Origin of the sequence: Lactococcus sp. NH2-7C (assembly GCF_029953655.1) — a bacterium.
Classification (GTDB): Bacteria; Bacillota; Bacilli; order Lactobacillales; family Streptococcaceae; genus Lactococcus; species Lactococcus lactis.
Map to the genome: position 1 here is coordinate 1,410,216 of NZ_CP124538.1, position 18,795 is coordinate 1,429,010.

Genomic DNA, 18,795 nt, shown 5'->3' on the forward strand with positions numbered 1-18,795 from the left:
TGAAAAATTAGACAAAACGGTCTATCGAGACTGGGTCTTTTTGAAACTGGAAAGATGGTTTTTTATGGTTAAATCAGATGATTTACGTGTGAAACGAACAAGAAAATTGATCAGTCAAGCTTTTTTTGGTTTGTTACGCAAGAAAAAATTTGAAAAAATTTCAATTCAAGAAATTGCCGATTCAGCCATGATTAATCGGGCAACTTTTTATGCTCATTACGCTGATAAACAGGATTTATATGATAGTTTGATTGACCAATTTTTAGCGAGTTTCACTGGAATTTTAGATGAACAAAATTTGGTTGACGGTAACAATGTTCATGTCAAAGAAATTGAAACTGTTCTGAGTCGTTTCTATGAATTTGTTCGAGATAATCCTGAAATTGCACAAATGATTACTGACAGAGCGCATGATCAACGGTTAAAAAATCGATTTCTGGAGATTTTATCTGAACGTTATACTGAATTATTTGAAAAATTGGAAGTTAGAGAAAAAGATGTTGTGGTTCCAAATGATTTTGTAATTTCTTATATCAGCTCAATTTTGGTGGGAACTCTAGACTGGTGGGTCAACACTTCTACACAAATGTCTGCTCGTGATTTTGCACATTTGATTATCAAATTAATTTCTAATGGTCATTTGACTGTGCTTGGGGTCAATATTAATCGTGAAAATTAAAAAAGTTACTGACGAAAAATTCTGTCAGGAGGTAGCCGTTGCGCTTTAGCACTTTACGGATACCTTCGAATTTTCATCAGTAACTTTTTATTTTTTCAAATTTTCTATTTCTTCGGTTGTTAAAGGACGATAGGCTCCTAGCGCTAAATCTGAATCCAATGCTAAATTGCCCATCCGAATGCGTTTGAGATAGAGAACGTACATTTCAACAGCTTCAAACATCCGTTTGACTTGATGAAATTTTCCTTCATGAATTATCACACGAATTTCACTAATCCAGCCAGATTGACTCTCCCCTTTGTAAATATTTTCGATGAATAATTCTCCTGGTCGTGCTTTTTCTCCATTTTTTAGAGTCAAGCCCTCAGCAAATTTATTGACAATTTCGTCAGTAACTTTTCCATCAATTCGCGCAAAGTATTCTTTTTCAACATGCTTTTTGGGTTGAGTTAAATCATGTCCCAATGCTCCGTCATTCGTTAAAATTAAAAGTCCCTCAGTATTTTTATCTAAACGTCCGACTGGAAAAATATCCTCACGAAAATCTTTTTCCGATAATAATTGAACAACTGTCTTAAAAAGATTATCTTTTGTTGCAGAAACAAGACCTTGCGGTTTATTTAATAAGTAATAATAATATTCTTGGTAATCTAAAATCTCACCATCAAAGGCGACTTGTCTAGAATTCTTGTCTACTTGAAACCTGCCGTCTCGCTGAACTTCCCCAGCAACTGTCACGCGCCCTTTTTTCAATAGAATTTTGACTTCACTACGGCTTCCGAGGCCACTTTCTGCTAAAAATTTATCTAGTCTCATGTCTTTTATTATATCAGATTTTGCTGACAGGTCTGTCAGTAAAATAATGGAAAAAAAGTTACTGACAGAATTTCTGTCAGTAATTTTTCTCATTCTTATTCTCCATAAATATCTGCATCTGTCAGCTTAAAAATAATCATTGTTTCTGGTGGATATGCTGCCAATTGATTGGCAAAACTGTCATCATCATCTTTTTTGACTTTTGCTTTGATATTAATGGTCACTTTTTGATGTTCTTCAACAAGTGCGTCATAAAGTGTTTTTAAATCGGCAATATCTTGGCTGCTGGCTTTGGGTAAAATCGTATATTTGGTGTAATCTTTATCAAACCAAGAACCTTCTTTTTCAAAATCAACTGATGAATTTTCACGAATTTGCAATTTAGCTGAGATATCATAATCATAATCTTGCTGTTCAATCATTTTAGCAATTTTTACCATTGATTCATAATCACCACTTGCTTTTAATTTCAAAGTGGCTTTATAAGGAATCCCAGCAAGCTCTAAGCGACCCGCAATCATAAATGGGTCTGGCTCAGTTCCCTTGTCATCAAGTTGAGGTGGAGCAAAATTGACTGAGATTGAATAACCTTTTGTCAGTAATTGCTCATATTGCGTGATGACTTCTTCTAATTCGAGTCCATCAATAAACTCATTAAATGTACGCTCAGTGAGTTTGTTATTTTCAGCGGCTTCTTCTTTTGGATAGATAATTTTTACTTGATAGGTCATATCTACTATTATATCAAGATGTGAGCATAAATTGGGAAAATGCGAAGAAAAAATAGAAAATTTTTTGTTTCTATTTTTAGTCAGCATCAAAATTTATTTTTTTTATCACTTTTTATTGGTGCAAACTCAATTATTATAGATTTTTATTTTTTATAAAAAAATAAATTAAATAGGCTAGGAAATTCAGCCTTTTTGCGTTAAAATAGTCTTTATGACATTAACACAAGAATTTGATACGATTGCGGCGATTTCGACACCGCTTGGTGAAGGAGCAATTGCCATTGTTCGTTTATCAGGGACAGATGCCCTAAAAATTGCTCAATCTGTCTATAAAGGAAAAAATTTAACTCAAGTTGCTAGCCATACGATTAATTATGGCCATATTTTTGAAGAAAAACGTCTCGTTGACGAAGTCATGGTTTCAGTCATGCGTGCGCCTAAAACATTTACACGCGAGGATATTGTTGAAATAAATACGCATGGTGGAATTGCAGTCACACAAGAAATTTTGCAATTACTTTTACGTAATGGCGCAAGACTCGCTGAACCTGGCGAATTTACCAAACGTGCCTTTTTAAATGGACGAATTGACTTGGCTCAGGCTGAGTCTGTCATGGATTTAATCCGGGCCAAAACCGATAAAGCTGCCAACATTGCCGTAAAACAACTTGACGGTAGTCTTTCAAAAATGATTAATAACATTCGTCAAGAGATTCTCGAAAGTTTGGCACAAGTCGAGGTCAATATTGACTATCCAGAGTATGATGATGTGGAAACAATGACTTCACAAATGCTCCTTGAAAAAACGGCTCATTTTGAACAGCTTTTGGAAAATCTTTTATCAACAGCTAAACGCGGAAAAATTTTAAGAGAAGGTTTAAAAACGGCGATTATTGGTCGGCCAAACGTTGGAAAATCAAGTTTACTTAATCAATTGCTTCGTGAAGAAAAAGCCATTGTCACTGATATTGCTGGAACAACACGCGATGTCATTACTGAATTTGCCAATATTGGCGGTGTTCCTCTTGAACTAGTGGATACTGCTGGTATTCGTGAAACAGATGATTTAGTTGAAGCGATTGGGGTTGAACGTTCTAAAAAAGCTTTGGCTGAAGCTGATTTAGTTTTACTCGTTTTAGATGCCTCAAATGAATTGACTGACAAAGATTTAGAGCTCTTAGAACTGTCTAAAAATTCAAATCGTATTGTTCTACTCAACAAAACCGACCTGCCAGAAAAAATTGATAGCACTCAAATTTCTGGTGATTTTATCCGAATTTCAGCCCTTAAAAATGAAAACTTAAATGCTGTTGAAGAAAAAATAAATCAAATTTTCTTTGCCGGTGAAATTGAAGCCAAAGATGCAACAGTATTATCTAATGCCCGCCATATTTCAATTGTTGAAGAAGCTTTGAAGGCTCTTAAAGAAGCAAACTCTGGGCTTGCTCTTGGCTTACCTGTTGATTTAATTCAAGTGGATGTCACACGTTGTTGGCAATTACTTGGTGAAATCACAGGGGAAGCTGCCCCAGATGAATTAATTACACAACTTTTTTCACAATTTTGTTTGGGAAAATAAAAAGAGTTCAACTGAACTCTTTTTTTACTGACAGAAATTGGTCAATCATCAAATTATCCCTTTAATTTCTGTCAGACATTTTCTAACAAACTGGTCAGTCATTCCCCCAAAATAAGTTCCTTGAAAGTTTCGACCGTTAATAACGATTAATTTTTTATCGACACGATAAGCTCGAACGTATTTGGCAGCTTTTCCTGTTTCTTCTTTATCAAATATTTCTTCGATTTCAGTCCCAGCATTTTTAAGTAAAATTTTTAAATTACCTACTGACAGACTTGTTAGTAAAATATCTGGTTCTAAAAGTTGCAAAAGTTGCGGAAATTTCATCTTAAATTGTTCTTGTTGGCTCTTAGTTAAACCTGGCCAAACTGGATGTGTCGCAATTGGGGTGAACAAATCAATATGCAAAGTTCGATTAATTTGATTTTCAGATTCTTTATAAGCTGAACCAAAAACAGGTAAAAATTTTGCTAACTGATTGAACCAAGGACTAGGATTGTATTCAAAATACCGATTGAGATTTGACTTGTAAGTTTCCAAATTTACTGACGAAAATTCTGTCAGTAATTTTTCATAACGTTGATTTTCACCAAATTCTGCATAAGAAGCATTTTTACTGACCGTCAGTATTTTTAAGTCTGATTTTTCATATTTAGCTAAGTCACCAAACCACAACAGAGGCATACTATTTGGAATCAAAACTTTTGACAGCTCAGCCTTATTTTTTAAGTCAATAAAATCTGTCCACATTTCTAAAATCAAGTGGTCTAATTTTTCATTATCCATTTTACTCATCAATCAAAGCCCCCGTCAACATTAACTTGAGCAATCAAATCAGGAAATTCATCTGCATTTTTAAAAATTTCAACTGCTTCTTTTCTAGCCACTTCTAAAATATTATAATCATTGACTAAATCAGCCGCAATAAATTCTGGAATTCCTGACTGACGAAGTCCAAAAATCTCTCCAGAACCACGCATTTTCAAATCTTCTTCGGCTAAAATAAAACCATTTTGTGTTTCTGTCATAATTTTCATCCGTTGTTTTCCTGAATCGGACTTAGGATTTGCTACTAAAATGGCATAAGATTTTTTTGTTCCCCGACCAACACGACCACGCAATTGGTGAAGCTGCGAAAGTCCAAAGCGGTCAGCATCCATAATCACCATAATGGTAGCATTAGGAACATCAACTCCCACTTCAATCACTGTTGTTGAAACCAAAATATCTAATTTTTTAGCCTTAAATTCTTGCATGATTTGGTCTTTTTCATCATTTTTCATTTTTCCATGTAAAAGACCAATTTTGGCAAATAATCCAAAGTATTCATTTAATTCCGCAAAAAGAGCTTCTGCGTTTTTCAGGTCCAACGTTTCACTTTCCTCAATTAAAGGTGAAATAAAATAAACCTGTGAATCTTTAGCAACCTCTGCTTTTATCCAACTTAAAACTTCGGAAAATTGTTCATGTTTGACCCACCTTGTAGTAATGGGTTGACGTCCCTTTGGTAGTTCATCAATAATTGAAACATCCATATCCCCAAAAGCCGTAATCGCAAGCGTTCTTGGAATGGGTGTAGCTGTCATCATTAGAACATCTGGATTTTGCCCTTTTTCTCGTAAAATTTTTCGCTGATTAACTCCGAAACGGTGTTGTTCATCTGTAATCACAAGACCCAAATTATAAAAATCGACCCCTTCTTGAATCAGCGCATGAGTTCCAACTACCATATGTGTATGACCACTAACTAAATCAGCCAAAATCTCGCGGCGCTCTGCCACTTTCAAACCCGAAACCAAAAGTGAAATTTGCAATTCTGGAAAAAGAGCTTTCAAGTTTGCAAAATGCTGACGGGCAAGAATTTCTGTTGGTACCATAATTGCTGCTTGAAAATTTGCCAAACAAGCCGCGTACATGGCAAGGGAAGCAACAACTGTTTTACCAGAACCCACATCACCTTGCAAAAGTCGATTCATATGATAGGGAGATTTCATATCCGTCAGAATCTCGCGCAAAGCGCTTAATTGAGCACCTGTCAGTTCAAAAGGTAATTCAGAAATCTTCTGATCAATTTCTCCTTGCTCAAAAACTACTTCTAATCCTGCTCGTCCTGATTTTTCTTTATTTTTTAGCGCCTGTAATTTCAACTGAAACATGAATAATTCTTCAAATTTTACACGACGTAAGGCCTGCTTATGAGCTTCCATATCTTCAGGAAAATGCATAGCCAAAACGGCTTCTTGCCGGTTCATTAGACGATATTTTTTAATCAAAAATTCTGGTAAATTCTCAGGTAATTCTGACAAAAGGTCTGATTCAAAAACCTGATGAATCACTTTGACCAATTGACTTTGTTTCATCCCCGCTGTCAAATGATAAACAGGTTCTAATCCATCATCCACTTGAGCCACAACTTTCATTCCCATCAGTTGTTGCTTTGCCTGCTCCCATTTTCCGTAAACTGCAATTTCCTTACCAACTTCCACTTTGTCAGCCAAATAAGGTTGATTAAAAAAGCTGACAGCAACCACGGCCTCACCTTCTTTAATTTTAAATGAAAGTCGATTACGTTTAAATCCATAATACTGGACATTAGCTGGTGTCACTACCGTTCCAATAATTGTTGCTTTTTCTCCATCAACAAGTTCAAAAACCGAACGACTTGCGAAATCTTCATAACGAAAAGGGAAATAAAGCAATAAGTCTTGAACCGTGAAAATTCCTAACTTATGGAAATTTTCCACAGACTTCGGTCCCACACCTTTTAAAAATTGCACTGAATCTGTTAATTTCATACTTTTATTATACCAATATATAAGGTTAAATGCTTCAAAAATCAAATATAATTTGCTGACAGAGAATTTACCAACAAAATTTACTGACAGAAAACTCTGTCAGCAAAAAAATAATCAGAAATTACTCTGATTATTTTTTATGCTTTCTTAACAACTGAACCCTTCAATGCAATCGCTCCAAATCCCGGAATTTTTGAATCAATAAAATGTTCATTTTTTCCTTCTGGATTAATGCGAATGTTTTTCACTTTTGTTCCCTGTTTAATTGGTTTCGGCATTCCCTTAACTGGCAAATCTTGCACAATAACAAGGTCATCCCCAGTTTCTAACTCATTTCCTAGACTATCAAGGACAATAAATTTCCCAGCTGCCTCAATTTCCTCAAGTGTAAATTCGTTTCCACATTCAGAACAGCCAAAGCTCGTATCTGATAATTCATAAGTATATTCACTTGAACAATGAATACATTTTGGTGTTTCCATTTTCTCTCCTTTATTAAATCAAAAAAAACCAGCCCGAAGACTGGTTTTTATACCGTTAAAATCGGAAAATTATTTAGCGATTTTAGCGAAGTATGCAAGTGTACGAACAAGGTTTGAAGTGTATGACATTTCGTTATCGTACCAAGATACAGTTTTAACAAGTTGAGCTCCATCAGCTGAAGTAACTTCAGTTTGAGTAGCATCAAAGAGTGAAGAGTTTGAGATACCAACGATATCAGATGAAACGATTTGGTCTTCGTTGTAACCAAATGATTCATTTGAAGCAGCTTTCATAGCTGCGTTGATTTCGTCAACTGTAACTTCTTTGTTAAGGATAGTAACAAGTTCAGTCAATGAACCAGTTGGAACTGGTACACGTTGAGCATGTCCTTGAAGTTTACCTTGAAGTTCTGGCAATACAAGACCGATAGCTTTAGCAGCACCTGTTGAGTTAGGTACGATGTTTTCAGCTGCAGCACGTGCGCGACGGAAGTCTCCACCACGGTGTGGGCCATCAAGAGTCATTTGGTCACCAGTGTAACCGTGAACTGTAGTCATTGTACCAACTTTGATACCGAATTGTTTGTTCAAAGTATCAGCCATTGGAGCAAGACAGTTAGTTGTACATGAACCAGCTGAAATTACTGTTTCAGTTCCATCAAGTACTTCGTGGTTAGTGTTGAAAACGATTGTTTTAACATCAGATCCACCAGGTGCAGTGATAACAACTTTTTTAGCACCATTAGCGTGCAAGTGTTGTTCAGCTTTTTCTTTAGTTGCGAAGAAACCAGTTGCTTCAAGAACGATTTCTGCACCAACTTCAGCCCAGTTGATGTTAGCTGGGTTAGATTCAGCAGTAACTTTAACGAATTTACCGTTAACTTCAAAACCACCATCTTTAACTTCAACTTTACCATCAAAACGACCTTGAGTTGTATCGTATTTAAGCAAGTGAGCAAGCATTGCTGGATCTGTCAAGTCGTTGATTGCAACAACTTCAACACCTTCAACATTTTGAATACGACGGAAAGCAAGACGACCGATACGACCGAAACCGTTAATACCAACTTTAACTACCATTAGTAGTTTCCTCCTTATAGGGATTAGATTTTATAAAAGGCTTACCTTTTAAATTGACTAAGTTAACAATTTAACTTACTCTTTTATTTTAACACTTTTTTTGAAATTTGCAAACATAAACTCCCTTAGAAAGCGCTCTACAAAAGCAAAAGAAGTCCACTTTTCTTGAAAGCGTTTAACATTAAAAAAGCTCGCACTTTTAAGAATAGTTTCTTCTTCCACTTCTATAAAAAAGCAATAAAAAAAATTTACTGATGAAACGCTCAGCAAATTTATGATTTATTTCTTACCAAATAAACGCCCAAAAAAGCCCTTATTGTCAGTGGTTTTAAGTTGCTCTTGCAAATCCGTAAAAAATTGTTTTTGGTCTGTCAAAGCTTTTTCCATTAACTCTTGCTGTTTTTTAATCTGTACATCTTTTTCAGCAATTTGAGCATCTTTTACATTTAATTGTTGATCTTTAGAGATGAGTTGGCTATTCAAACGTTCAATCTCAGCGTTTTTATCTTTCATCAAAGCGCTAATCATTTCGTAAGCTGCGGATGTTGCATCATCTGTCTTAAGCGCAACCTCAGAACCTTTGTCAGCATTTTCTTCCAAAACCTCTGCCTTGGCGGTCACCACTTTTCCGTATAATCCCTCAAGTTCATGAATTCCCTCAGCATTAACGACTGTTACATTCTTCTCATTTTTTTCAACAAATTTAGTATCTAGCGACTTAACCCTTTTATTCATCGCTTGGCGAGTCACTCCAAAAAGCTCTGCCAATTCACTTACTGTTTTAGTTTTCATATCATCAATAATACCATATTTTTGGCTAATTATACAGACTTTTGTAAAAATTTTATTTGCATATCGTTCCAGGAATTATTAAAAATATATTATAATTATATTATAATGTAAATTTCCAAAAGAAAGGGCTAAAAATATGAAATATAAAACAGAATCCATTGATAATATAAAAAAATTCTATGATATTGATAGTAAAACTGGACTTAGTCCAACCCAAGTCACAAATTCCCGAATCAAATATGGCCATAATAATTTTGAAGAGCAAAGTGGTCCAAATATTTTTCAAAAAATTCTCCATCACCTCTTAGAAGTTATGAATATCATTCTTATTCTCGTCGGTATTCTCTCAGCCTATTTGGCTTATATCAGTAACGGAAACTATACAAAAACAATTGTTGTTTTACTTATCGTTGTCATCAACGTTTTTGTTTCAATATTCCAAGAAAATAGGGCAGAAAATGCACTTGCTGCACTCAAAGAGCTTTCCTCACCAACATCAACTGTTCTTCGTTCTGGAAAACGCCAAACTATTGCCTCAAGTGAATTAGTTTGCGGTGACCTCATTGAGCTGACAGCCGGCGTACAAGTTGGAGCTGATATTCGCTTACTCACAAGTAATAGCCTGCAAGTTGATGAATCTTCACTGACAGGTGAATCAGAACCCATTGACAAGAATGCTGACCTTGATATTACTGACGAAGTTCCTCTTGGAGATCAACTGAATATGGTTTTCTCAGGAACTAATATTCTTAACGGAACAGCCGAAGGAATCGTTGTCGCAGTTGGTCCCGAATCTCAAATGGGACAAATTGCCACACTTATTGGCGAACAAATAAAAGGAAAAACTCCTCTTCAAAAAAGAATCGATAAACTTGCCAAACGCTTAGCAGTCATTGCCTTTGCCGCTGGAATCTTAATCTTTGTCATTAACCTTTTGTATGGAAACGTTCCTTTTGTTGATAATTTAATGACCGCCGTTGTTTTAGGGGTCGCTGCCGTTCCAGAAACACTTCCAGTTATTGTTACCCTCAGTCTGATTTACGGTGTAGAAAATATGGCTCAGAAAAAAGCCATTATCCGAAATGTCCCTGCCGTTGAAACTCTTGGAAACGCAACAGTCATTGCTTCTGACAAAACCGGAACACTCACACAAAATCAGATGACCATTCAAAAACTTTGGCTATCTGGACAAGATAGTTGGTCAGGAGGTCAATTATCAAGCTCTGAAGTTTCCTTAATACAAAATTTTGCTTATGCCTCAAACGCCAGTGCACAACTCATTGACGGTGATTGGGAAATCCATGGTGACCCAACCGAAGCAGCAATCATTCGCTTTTTAATCACTCATAATCTTTATGAACCCGAAAAAAATCCAAAACGACTTGCTGAACTTCCTTTTGATAGTTCACGCAAAAAAATGACCGTTGTCATTCCCCATCCGCAAGATAATGAAAAGTATCTCGTATTGACTAAAGGTGCTTTTGATAGACTTGCACCAAGCAGTCAACATCAAGTGCAGCATCCACAGCTCCTTTCTTCAAATAACGAGGAAACTTCCACTCACTTATCAAATGATTTATTGAGCCAAGTCCAAAAAATACATGATATTTTTGCTGACCAAGCCCTACGTGTTCTTGCTCTTTCTTACAAAATCATCGATAAACTCCCAGAAGATTTAACTGAATTAGAAAATAATCTTACCTTTCTTGGAATCGTGGGAATGATTGACCCTCCACGCTTAGAATCAAAAGCCGCTGTTCAAGAAGCAAGGGCTGCTGGTATTAAACCAATTATGATTACAGGGGACCACGCGCTTACAGCAAAAGCAATCGCTCAACAAATTGACATCTATCGTGACGGAGATAAAGTTATTGATGGTTTAACACTCAAATCAATGACAGATGAAGAACTTAGCCAAACAATTGAACAAATTTCGGTCTATGCCCGAGTAAGTCCTGAAGACAAACTTCGTATTGTAAAAATCTGGCAAGAAAAAGAACAAATCGTCGCCATGACAGGGGATGGTGTCAACGATGCACCCAGCTTAAGAGCAGCCGATGTCGGAACTGCAATGGGAATAGCTGGAACAGAGGTTGCAAAATCCGCTTCTGATATCATTCTTGCTGACGACAATTTTGCGACCATCGTCGCTGCCATTCGCGAAGGCCGTCGCGTTTACACCAATATCAAAAAAACAATTTATTACCTTCTCTCAGCAAACGTAGCTGAAATTCTAACAATGCTCATTGGAGCAATTGTCGGTTGGGGAATGCCTTTTACAGGAATTCAACTCCTTTACATCAATGTCCTTGCTGATGGAATTCCCGGATTTGGACTCTCACGTGAAAAAGCCGACAGTCATATCATGGAACAACCACCTGTTGGCGTCAAAGAAAGTATCTTCTCAAGAGGAGTCAGCTGGCGTATCGCCATTTGTTCCACAGCATTCATCATCACTGCTCTAATCGGTTTCTATCTTGGAAGATTCGTTGAAATCGCCGGATTGACACCTAACCATCAACTCGGCCAAACAATGGCCTTTGTGATATTAACTCTCGCTTCTACGATTAATGTCTATAACGCTAGAAGTAATGAATCTCTCTTCACAAGAGGAATTACCACCAATAAAATGATTTTTGGTACCACCTTATTATCACTAGGAATAACCGTTCTCTTTACAAATGTTCCTATTTTGATGAACATCTTAGAAGTTGCTCCTTTATCAATGACACACTGGCTAATAGCTATCATCTTAGCTTTAATCCCAACCCTTGTCATTGAAATTACAAAAGTGATTCTTAATAAACAAGGGAAAAAATTTATTGGCTAAAAGAAAGGCTCAAAATAACTTGAGCCTTTTTATCTGTTCACTTATCCATGGAATTCTACAACCATCTTCACCACTTCATCATAAGACTCTTAACAGCGATTTTTCACCCAATTTCCTAAAACATAAAATAAACCAGCAACCATAAAATCGTTCCAAAATTTTTCTTTGTCCCCAATTAAAAAAAGCAAAATTAATATTTTAGAAATTTTATTTTTTCTTTTATTAAATACTCTTTATCAATACCCTATTGTTTTAGTTTTTACATATTTCTTTACCGATTTTTTATATACTCATTCTTCTTGGAGCTTTCCATTATAAACACCTCTATCTAAAGATGCTTTTATACAAAAATTAAACAATAAGTCACCTTATATTTATTAATATAAAATTTAAATATATAACTAATAAATTAAATATTGAATGAATCAAAATGGAATCTGTTAAAATTTTCCTACGATGATAGATAAAAGTAATTCCTAAACTAACTGGTAAATAGGCTAAAAAAACCCAACTATAACCACTATGTACAAAAGCAAATAGTAGACTTGAAACAGCAAAAGAAATTTTAGTATTTTCAAATAGCTGATAAATAGATGCCCTAAAAATACTTTCTTCAAGTATAGGTGCCAATATCGCAACGCCAAATATTTTGCTAAACCACAACAAAGAACCTAATATATTATCAATTACATCCTGATTATACATTGTCCCTAGATGATGAACTCTTATAAACAAATTAATTATTATATTTAATATCACACATAATATCGCCAACACAAAAATGAGTACTATATTTCGCAATTCCAAAGTTTTTGCTATCTGCTTATAAAAACCTCTCTTTTTACCTAAAAATATAGCTATTATAACAACTAATAAAGCTATTATAATAAAATTTACGGATATTTTATTAGCAACTCCATATATATTATTTTTGTTATTCTCATAATTTACATAATACATAGGTAATTGTGAAAGAACTAATAAAAAGATTGCGACTAAAATAATAGTCACTTTCTCCAAAATTTTTTGCATTTTATCTCCTAAGCAATAATATAAAAATAGAAGAAAGAATAACCCCTTCTCCTATATTTAAAGTAACATTCCAGATATTCAGATTATAAAGCCCAATACCAAGTGTTATCAGCAGGTGAACCATACCCACTTCCGCCTTCACCCATTTGCAAGTTTTGCCCTCCAACAATGGATGAAAGTTCTTCATCTGAAACAACTTCAAAATTCAATTGATTTTCCACTTGTGATTCTCCTTTATATTTAATAACGTCATTATACTCTGACCCAATCAGAAATGCAACAATTTTCTTACAATTCAAAATCATCAAAAAATACATAATACTTAGTTTCCCTTTCCCATAATTTTGTCTAAAAAGTAATTGAAATAAGTTTTCTTTCCTATAATGGTTACTGTTTTCCCTTGAAGACCATATCGGATATTTGGGAGGTCTTTTGCATTGATAGTGGTTGTCGCAGAAACTTTATAAGTATTTCCCTCTTTAAAAGCTGTGGGAGCACTATCTATTTGGTTGATTATTCCAGTTAAAATTTCAGGTTGAGGTAAATTTTGCTGTACTGTAAATCTCACTTTTTGACCGACTTTCATTCCAGAAATTTGAGTACTTGGGATATAACTTGTCAGATTAACTTGTGTTTCTGACTTTAATAAAGGATAGATTTCTGCGATAGGTGTTCCAATCGGAATCTTTTTCATTCCTAAAATATCTGGGAGCACATGCAGGACTCCAGCCTGTTCCGCAAAAACTTGACTGTACTGGTCATCTTGTTTTTGCAAGCTAATTTTTGTTTCTAAATCAGTAAGGGTACTATTTAGGTCTGTCATTTCTTTATTTGAAGCTGAAAGTGCCTGTGTTTTTAAAGTTAAGATTTCACTAGATTGGCTATTATCATAAGCATTACTTCCTGTTAAGCTACTTTCTTGAACATTAAAAGATTGAATTTGGCTTTTTAAGCTGTCTTTACTCGAAGCTAAACCTGATAAAAATTGACTTTTTAAAGACTCCTCTTGACTTTTAGTCGCTTGCTTAGTAGTTTCATCGGGTGTTTTCTCGGTTTTTAAAGTTGCTTCTAAAGTCGCTTGTTGGGCTTGGTAACTGTTATATTGAGCAAGATAGGGATTGTTTTGAGAAACAGCTCCACCACTCGATACCGCATTTTCAATTTCAGAGTAATTCTGTATGGCTTGCTGGAGTGTTTCAATTTGATTTTCAATAGCTTGCTTTTGGCTCTCGGTACTTTTATTTTGGTCTTCTACCGCTTGATTCGATTTTTGAATGGTTGCTTCAAGACTTTTTACTTGTGATTCATAATTTTCAAAACTTTTCTCATAGCCAAAACTATCGGTAGTGGAAAACTCATTTTTTCGTTGGTTAAACTCTTTTGAAGGAGGTCAAGCTGTGCTTTTTTGTCTAGCACTTGTTTCTTTTGAGTCAGTAGCTCACTGAGTTGGGTCTGTTCTAGTGTGCCATTATATTTAAGAAGTAGGCTATTTTCTTTAACTGCTTTGCCTTCTTTGAGGTTGTTTTCAATGATTGGATTGGCATTCGTTGATTGAATTTTAGCAACTATTTTTGTGGGTTCAATACTTCCTGTACTGATGACGGTCAACTCCTTATGTGCAAAGAAAGTAAAAATTACCCCTCCAACAAGAAGGATAAAAAGTGGAAGAATAATTAAGGTTGAGAAATTTCGATAGCGTTTATCATAAAGCTCTGAACTTTCCAGTAATTTTTTATCAAACATCTTTTTCTCCTGACTTAGTTATGGTAAAGTTGTGCGTAAAAGCCATTTTGAGCAAGCAGTTCTGAATGTGAACCACTTTCTATCACTTTTCCTTGTTCAATGACAATGATACGATGGCTCATTTCCGCTACAGAGAGGCGGTGAGCAATGAAAATAATTGTCTTATCTAGTGCCAACAAATTCTTTAATATTTTCTTTTCAGTAATCATATCAAGGTTACTGGTGGCTTCATCTAAGATGAGTATTTTGGCAGAAGAAAGGAGGGCACGAGCGAGCGCAATTCTCTGTTTTTGTCCTCCCGATAAACTACTTGCATCACTTGAGAGTTCAGTTTGATAACCTAATTGCATTTGTTCAATATCTGCACGGATTTCTGCCAATTCCACCGCTCTAATAATCTCTTCTTGTGAAGTAGCTTCACTAGCGCCTAAAAGTAAATTTTCCATAATTGAACCTGTGAAAATATAAGGTTGTTGGGGAAGATAGTTGATTAATCGTCGAAGTTGATGTTTATCAAACTGTTGAAGATCAATTCCACCTAAAGTGATGGTACCAGAAGTGGGTTGAAAGAAGTTGACCAATAATTTAACAAGAGTACTCTTCCCTGAACCGCTCATACCAACAATGGTCAACTTTTCATTTTCTTTAATAGATAGTTTTATCTCAGATAAGACTTTTCTGCCAAAACCATATTGATATGAAATCTCAGACATGTTTAAATTAAAATGTGAGAGGGACAGTTCTGTTTTCTTTTCTTCAAATTCACTGGGTACAAGATAGACCTCATTTAATCGTTCATTGGCTACCCTTGCCTTTTGTAGTTTTGTTTGAAGGTTAATGATATTAGTAATTGGATTTGTAAAGTAAGAAAGCAAGGCATTAAAAGTAATGAGTTGTCCGAGGGTAATTTTTTGATGCAGGACTAAAGTTGCACCAAACTATAAAATAAGAACATTTAGTACAAGTTGTACTGTCGTTTTTATTGCCGGCTGAATGGCTTCTGACTGTTGTAAAGTGAAAGCCTCCTTTAGATAACTTGCAAATTCGTAGTCAATTTTTTGATATCTCTCTTGTTCACTTGCAAGTGCCTTAATGGTTTCAATTCCATTGATATCTTCAATAATTGAGGAATTTAAGATGGCATTGGTTTGCATAACTTCATGATTTTGTCTTTCAAAAAGCGGAGTAAAAATAATAATAACAACAATATAAAGTGGGATTGCCAAAAGAACGAGAAGAAAGAGTTGTATATTTTGAAGCCCTAAAATCAGTCCTGTCATAAGAACAATGGTTAAATCTAAAAAGAGCGAAAGAATCGTTGAAGCAATAGCATCCAAAATAGAACTGGCATCGGAAAACCGACTGGTAATTTCCCCTGTTCTTCTAGTCGAAAAGAAAGACATCGGAAGTTGGAAAATGTGTCTAATATAGGAAAGGATGACATCAATGGCTAATCTTTGAGAAAGAACGTTTAGTAAGAAAGTCTTAGCAAACTCTAAGACTTGTTGGATAATATAAGTTAACAATAGCCCTACTGAGATAATCCCTAAAGTTCCCATTAAGGCATTTGGGATATAACTATCAATCATACTTTGGAGGTAGTAAGACCCTAGAATATTAATCAGCGTTACAATGAATGAGGCAATAACAATATTGAGAATGACTTTCCTTTGACGGGTGATAATTGGGATAAAAGATAATAATGAAGAAGCTTTTTCTTTAGTGGGCTGATAAGCTGGTGTAGTCGAAAGAAATAAACTAATCCCAGTCCATTCCGATAAAAAAACTTCTTTTGATAATTTTGTCATTTTAACGGTTGGGTCGGGGTCTGCGATGAATACCGAATTTTTGTTTGCGCCAGTTATCACATAATAATGTGGGTATTTTTGATTCTTAATGACATGAGCGATAAAAGGATAAGGGATATCCTTCATTTCAAAAAGACTTGCGTCTGCTCTTAATACTTGAACTGCGAAACCTAGCCCTTCTCCTGCTTTTTTTATTCCTAAAGCGGAAGTTCCTTCGATTGTTGTGCCAGCAAGTAAACGCAATGAAGCGAGTGACTTTTCTGTGCCATAAGACTTTAAAATCATCGATAAAGCAGCACAGCCACAGTCCATTTCATCCACTTGTGGAGTATAATTTTTCTTTTTAAATTTCATTTCACCCTTCAAAACATTCAGATTTATTAATTTTAGGTTAAAGTATATCACTTGATTCTGATTTATTCAACAATTTAATTATTGTTTTTTGTATTATTTTGAAAATAAATTTTATTCTGAATTGTGCAATAATTATTGACTTTATCTTTAACGAGTGCTAAAATTTCATTATATATTTGGAATAGTGCAAATATATAATGAAACCATAACTGAAAGAATACTATGGATAAAAACTTAAATCAATTTCAGCAATTATCTGATGAAGAACTTACAAATGTTACCGGTGGAGTTGCATTGATGCAAACTTATTCTGGAAATATCAATCAGTATGATGGTCCTACCCTATGGGGAAGACAACTCCAACCATATTTGTAAAACATCTTGCTGAAGAATCTCTGACTCTTCAGCATTTTTAATTAGCAGGAATTCATCATGATTTTAAAAAAATACAAAATTAATATTTTAGGAATTCTATTTTTTCTTTTATTAAACATTCTTTATCAATATCCTCTTGTTTTAGTTTTTGCCTATTTCTTTAATAAAAGAATCTTTTTCTTTACCGATTTTTTATATACTAATTCCTCTTGGACCTTACCACTATTAATGACTTTGGTATTAATACTCATTTTTATAATTGCTTGGAAACTTGGATATCTAAAAAATACACTTAAGAACTGGAATCTAAAGCGTATCTTTTGGCTAATGGGGATTGTGTCTTTCACTTTAGCAATTAATTATCTAGTAACAGTACTTGTCCTAAAAACACAAATTATTTCTTCCGTGACGAGTGATACTGGCATGTCGGATATTTTAGGCCAACTACCAACCATTTGTCAAAAATATATACTAGGAATTATTGTTCCACTTTCGGAAGAGCTATTGTTTAGAAGTTATATTTTTGGTTCAATAACTAATAAAAAGGTTGCCTTTCTAATCTCTTCTGTACTTTTCGCTCTTGTCCATACAGGATTTTCTTGGTACTTACTTCCATATCTCATCCTTTCTTTTATTATTACTTGGGTTTATTCAAAAAGAAACAATTTCATCGAGAGCGCGATTGTCCATAGCTCAGTGAATCTTTTTAGTGGATCTGCAATCAAACTACTAGACACATTTTTTAAACTATTACCTTATTAAAAATAATGTAAAAAGGAGAACTATGAAAAATTTTATAAACAAACCAAATAATATTAAAAGATGGATTTTATTTTTATATTCTATTCTTTCGCTACTTATTACTGTCAGTTATATTGCCTTAAACCATACTTTTTTTAAAGTAGATTGGCAACGGTATGATATTGATGGGACTTACAGAGGAAAGGTGGATGAGATACTAAAACATGGCGTCTTCTGGATAAATGGTAATCTAACAGCAATCAACTCTACACTACTGATTTTAATTCTAGCTGTGGGAGCAATTCTTTCACTATTAATTTTCTATTTAGCCTGGCATAATCTAGCAACTAGAACCTGGACCCCAATTCTGTGCTTAGCAGGATTTTTGATTCCTCTAATCGTTCATGGCGACGGAAATATTCTCAAATCCTTGATTATTGGCTATATTTTTATCATTGCTGGAGCAAGCTTCTCAGTTCAGGCTTTACGCTTTTCCTGATTTTAAAAACGCATTAAATATAACAAAAAACTACTGAATTCAATAATTTTCAGTAGTTTTTTGTTAACTATAAAATAATCCAATTAATTATATAAAAAAGCTAACAATAGGCATGTTAGCTTTTATGTTATGCCGAAGGCCGGGGTCGAACCGGCACTCCCGTGAAGGAACCAGATTTTGAGTCTGGCGCGTCTGCCTATTCCGCCACTTCGGCGAAACATAACAACTGGGGTAGCTGGATTCGAACCAACGCATGAGGGAGTCAAAGTCCCTTGCCTTACCGCTTGGCTATACCCCATTAAAAAGGCGGATGACGAGGATCGAACTCGCGAGTGCCGGCGCCACAAGCCGGTGTGTTAACCACTTCACCACATCCGCCATAATGAAACACGGGCAGCAGGAATTGAACCCACACTAAAGGTTTTGGAGACCTTTGTACTACCTTTATACGATGCCCGT

General features: G+C 35.0%; 17 protein-coding genes, 4 tRNA genes and 2 pseudogenes. 6 read left to right on the plus strand and 17 right to left on the minus strand.

What is annotated here, in order from left to right:
• The first annotated feature begins 64 nt into the window (after positions 1-64).
• Positions 65-679: a TetR/AcrR family transcriptional regulator gene (locus QJV49_RS07095; protein ID WP_225512935.1), complete on the plus strand. Its 615-nt coding sequence runs from the start codon at positions 65-67 to the stop codon at positions 677-679.
• A gap of 87 nt (positions 680-766) precedes the next feature.
• Here the strand turns inward: QJV49_RS07095 and QJV49_RS07100 are convergent, their stop codons facing one another.
• Entirely contained in the window at positions 767-1,495 is a 729-nt protein-coding gene (locus tag QJV49_RS07100) for a pseudouridine synthase (RefSeq protein WP_025017062.1), read from the minus strand.
• A gap of 95 nt (positions 1,496-1,590) precedes the next feature.
• Positions 1,591-2,226 (minus strand): hypothetical protein, encoded by a 636-nt coding sequence (locus QJV49_RS07105; RefSeq protein ID WP_003132036.1) that lies wholly within the window; start codon positions 2,224-2,226, stop codon positions 1,591-1,593.
• 211 nt (positions 2,227-2,437) lie between these two features.
• Here QJV49_RS07105 and mnmE point away from each other — a divergent pair, with 211 nt between their 5' ends.
• Positions 2,438-3,805 carry a tRNA uridine-5-carboxymethylaminomethyl(34) synthesis GTPase MnmE gene (gene mnmE, locus QJV49_RS07110; protein WP_003131240.1) on the plus strand — a complete coding sequence of 456 codons (1,368 nt, stop codon included), beginning with the start codon at positions 2,438-2,440 and terminating at the stop codon, positions 3,803-3,805.
• 48 nt (positions 3,806-3,853) lie between these two features.
• On the opposite strand, the gene QJV49_RS07115 is transcribed toward mnmE, so the two are convergent.
• From QJV49_RS07115 to QJV49_RS07140, 6 genes are all read right to left on the minus strand, one after another.
• Positions 3,854-4,600, minus strand: coding sequence for a hypothetical protein (locus QJV49_RS07115; RefSeq protein ID WP_225513066.1), 747 nt, complete (start codon positions 4,598-4,600; stop codon positions 3,854-3,856).
• The gene (gene recG / locus QJV49_RS07120; protein WP_225513065.1) at positions 4,600-6,600 is read right to left on the minus strand and encodes an ATP-dependent DNA helicase RecG; all 2,001 of its coding nucleotides are present in this window, start codon (positions 6,598-6,600) and stop codon (positions 4,600-4,602) included. Before recG ends, QJV49_RS07115 begins: the two co-directional genes overlap by 1 nt.
• Positions 6,601-6,737: 137 nt before the next feature.
• Complete coding sequence (locus QJV49_RS07125) at positions 6,738-7,082, minus strand: zinc ribbon domain-containing protein YjdM (protein WP_010906411.1); 345 nt, start codon at positions 7,080-7,082, stop codon at positions 6,738-6,740.
• A 69-nt stretch (positions 7,083-7,151) separates the two neighbouring features.
• Positions 7,152-8,162 (minus strand): type I glyceraldehyde-3-phosphate dehydrogenase, encoded by a 1,011-nt coding sequence (gene gap / locus QJV49_RS07130; protein ID WP_003131244.1) that lies wholly within the window; start codon positions 8,160-8,162, stop codon positions 7,152-7,154.
• Between the two features lie 75 nt (positions 8,163-8,237).
• Positions 8,238-8,384: a hypothetical protein gene (locus QJV49_RS07135; RefSeq protein WP_240336595.1), complete on the minus strand. Its 147-nt coding sequence runs from the start codon at positions 8,382-8,384 to the stop codon at positions 8,238-8,240.
• Positions 8,385-8,441: 57 nt separating this feature from the next.
• A complete protein-coding gene (locus tag QJV49_RS07140) occupies positions 8,442-8,954 on the minus strand; it encodes a DUF536 domain-containing protein (RefSeq protein WP_255597872.1) in 513 nt (170 codons plus the stop codon).
• A gap of 136 nt (positions 8,955-9,090) precedes the next feature.
• On the opposite strand from QJV49_RS07140, the gene QJV49_RS07145 reads away from it, so the two are divergent.
• Complete coding sequence (locus tag QJV49_RS07145) at positions 9,091-11,784, plus strand: cation-translocating P-type ATPase (protein WP_225513064.1); 2,694 nt, start codon at positions 9,091-9,093, stop codon at positions 11,782-11,784.
• 363 nt (positions 11,785-12,147) lie between these two features.
• On the opposite strand, the gene QJV49_RS07150 is transcribed toward QJV49_RS07145, so the two are convergent.
• The 5 genes and pseudogenes from QJV49_RS07150 to QJV49_RS07170 all read right to left on the minus strand — a co-directional run bounded on the left by QJV49_RS07150 (position 12,148) and on the right by QJV49_RS07170 (position 16,721).
• Positions 12,148-12,816: a CPBP family intramembrane glutamic endopeptidase gene (locus tag QJV49_RS07150; protein WP_225513063.1), complete on the minus strand. Its 669-nt coding sequence runs from the start codon at positions 12,814-12,816 to the stop codon at positions 12,148-12,150.
• An 83-nt stretch (positions 12,817-12,899) separates the two neighbouring features.
• Entirely contained in the window at positions 12,900-13,037 is a 138-nt protein-coding gene (locus QJV49_RS07155; RefSeq protein ID WP_225513062.1) for a lactococcin family bacteriocin, read from the minus strand.
• A gap of 101 nt (positions 13,038-13,138) precedes the next feature.
• Positions 13,139-14,128, minus strand: a pseudogene (locus QJV49_RS07160) (bacteriocin secretion accessory protein); the annotation flags it as partial.
• Complete coding sequence (locus QJV49_RS07165; protein ID WP_225513061.1) at positions 14,110-14,559, minus strand: hypothetical protein; 450 nt, start codon at positions 14,557-14,559, stop codon at positions 14,110-14,112. The pseudogene QJV49_RS07160 and the gene QJV49_RS07165, both read right to left, overlap by 19 nt.
• A gap of 14 nt (positions 14,560-14,573) precedes the next feature.
• A pseudogene (locus tag QJV49_RS07170) lies at positions 14,574-16,721 on the minus strand (peptide cleavage/export ABC transporter).
• Between the two features lie 222 nt (positions 16,722-16,943).
• On the opposite strand from QJV49_RS07170, the gene QJV49_RS07175 reads away from it, so the two are divergent.
• From QJV49_RS07175 to QJV49_RS07185, 3 genes are read left to right on the plus strand one after another with little or no spacing between them, the layout of a single operon-like run.
• Positions 16,944-17,096 carry a ComC/BlpC family leader-containing pheromone/bacteriocin gene (locus QJV49_RS07175; RefSeq protein ID WP_225513060.1) on the plus strand — a complete coding sequence of 51 codons (153 nt, stop codon included), beginning with the start codon at positions 16,944-16,946 and terminating at the stop codon, positions 17,094-17,096.
• Positions 17,097-17,153: 57 nt separating this feature from the next.
• Positions 17,154-17,858 (plus strand): CPBP family intramembrane glutamic endopeptidase, encoded by a 705-nt coding sequence (locus QJV49_RS07180; protein ID WP_225513059.1) that lies wholly within the window; start codon positions 17,154-17,156, stop codon positions 17,856-17,858.
• A gap of 22 nt (positions 17,859-17,880) precedes the next feature.
• Complete coding sequence (locus QJV49_RS07185) at positions 17,881-18,336, plus strand: transporter (protein WP_225513058.1); 456 nt, start codon at positions 17,881-17,883, stop codon at positions 18,334-18,336.
• 130 nt (positions 18,337-18,466) lie between these two features.
• On the opposite strand, the gene QJV49_RS07190 is transcribed toward QJV49_RS07185, so the two are convergent.
• From QJV49_RS07190 to QJV49_RS07205, 4 genes are all read right to left on the minus strand, one after another.
• Positions 18,467-18,550, minus strand: a tRNA-Leu gene (locus QJV49_RS07190).
• A gap of 12 nt (positions 18,551-18,562) precedes the next feature.
• Positions 18,563-18,634: transfer RNA gene (locus QJV49_RS07195), tRNA-Gln, on the minus strand.
• Positions 18,635-18,641: 7 nt separating this feature from the next.
• A tRNA-His gene (locus tag QJV49_RS07200) sits at positions 18,642-18,714 on the minus strand.
• A gap of 10 nt (positions 18,715-18,724) precedes the next feature.
• A tRNA-Trp gene (locus QJV49_RS07205) sits at positions 18,725-18,795 on the minus strand.

What these genes read in the sequence shown, in the direction of transcription:
- QJV49_RS07105 (WP_003132036.1), bottom strand. Translation starts at nt 2,226, where the DNA reads ATGACCTATCAAGTAAAAATTATCTATCCAAAAGAAGAAGCCGCTGAA.
- mnmE (WP_003131240.1), top strand. Translation starts at nt 2,438, where the DNA reads ATGACATTAACACAAGAATTTGATACGATTGCGGCGATTTCGACACCG.
- QJV49_RS07145 (WP_225513064.1), top strand. Translation starts at nt 9,091, where the DNA reads ATGAAATATAAAACAGAATCCATTGATAATATAAAAAAATTCTATGAT.
- QJV49_RS07185 (WP_225513058.1), top strand. Translation starts at nt 17,881, where the DNA reads ATGAAAAATTTTATAAACAAACCAAATAATATTAAAAGATGGATTTTA.
- QJV49_RS07180 (WP_225513059.1), top strand. Translation starts at nt 17,154, where the DNA reads ATGATTTTAAAAAAATACAAAATTAATATTTTAGGAATTCTATTTTTT.
- QJV49_RS07140 (WP_255597872.1), bottom strand. Translation starts at nt 8,954, where the DNA reads ATGAAAACTAAAACAGTAAGTGAATTGGCAGAGCTTTTTGGAGTGACT.
- QJV49_RS07115 (WP_225513066.1), bottom strand. Translation starts at nt 4,600, where the DNA reads ATGAGTAAAATGGATAATGAAAAATTAGACCACTTGATTTTAGAAATG.
- QJV49_RS07095 (WP_225512935.1), top strand. Translation starts at nt 65, where the DNA reads ATGGTTAAATCAGATGATTTACGTGTGAAACGAACAAGAAAATTGATC.
- QJV49_RS07165 (WP_225513061.1), bottom strand. Translation starts at nt 14,559, where the DNA reads ATGTTTGATAAAAAATTACTGGAAAGTTCAGAGCTTTATGATAAACGC.
- gap (WP_003131244.1), bottom strand. Translation starts at nt 8,162, where the DNA reads ATGGTAGTTAAAGTTGGTATTAACGGTTTCGGTCGTATCGGTCGTCTT.
- QJV49_RS07150 (WP_225513063.1), bottom strand. Translation starts at nt 12,816, where the DNA reads ATGCAAAAAATTTTGGAGAAAGTGACTATTATTTTAGTCGCAATCTTT.
- QJV49_RS07100 (WP_025017062.1), bottom strand. Translation starts at nt 1,495, where the DNA reads ATGAGACTAGATAAATTTTTAGCAGAAAGTGGCCTCGGAAGCCGTAGT.
- recG (WP_225513065.1), bottom strand. Translation starts at nt 6,600, where the DNA reads ATGAAATTAACAGATTCAGTGCAATTTTTAAAAGGTGTGGGACCGAAG.
- QJV49_RS07175 (WP_225513060.1), top strand. Translation starts at nt 16,944, where the DNA reads ATGGATAAAAACTTAAATCAATTTCAGCAATTATCTGATGAAGAACTT.
- QJV49_RS07125 (WP_010906411.1), bottom strand. Translation starts at nt 7,082, where the DNA reads ATGGAAACACCAAAATGTATTCATTGTTCAAGTGAATATACTTATGAA.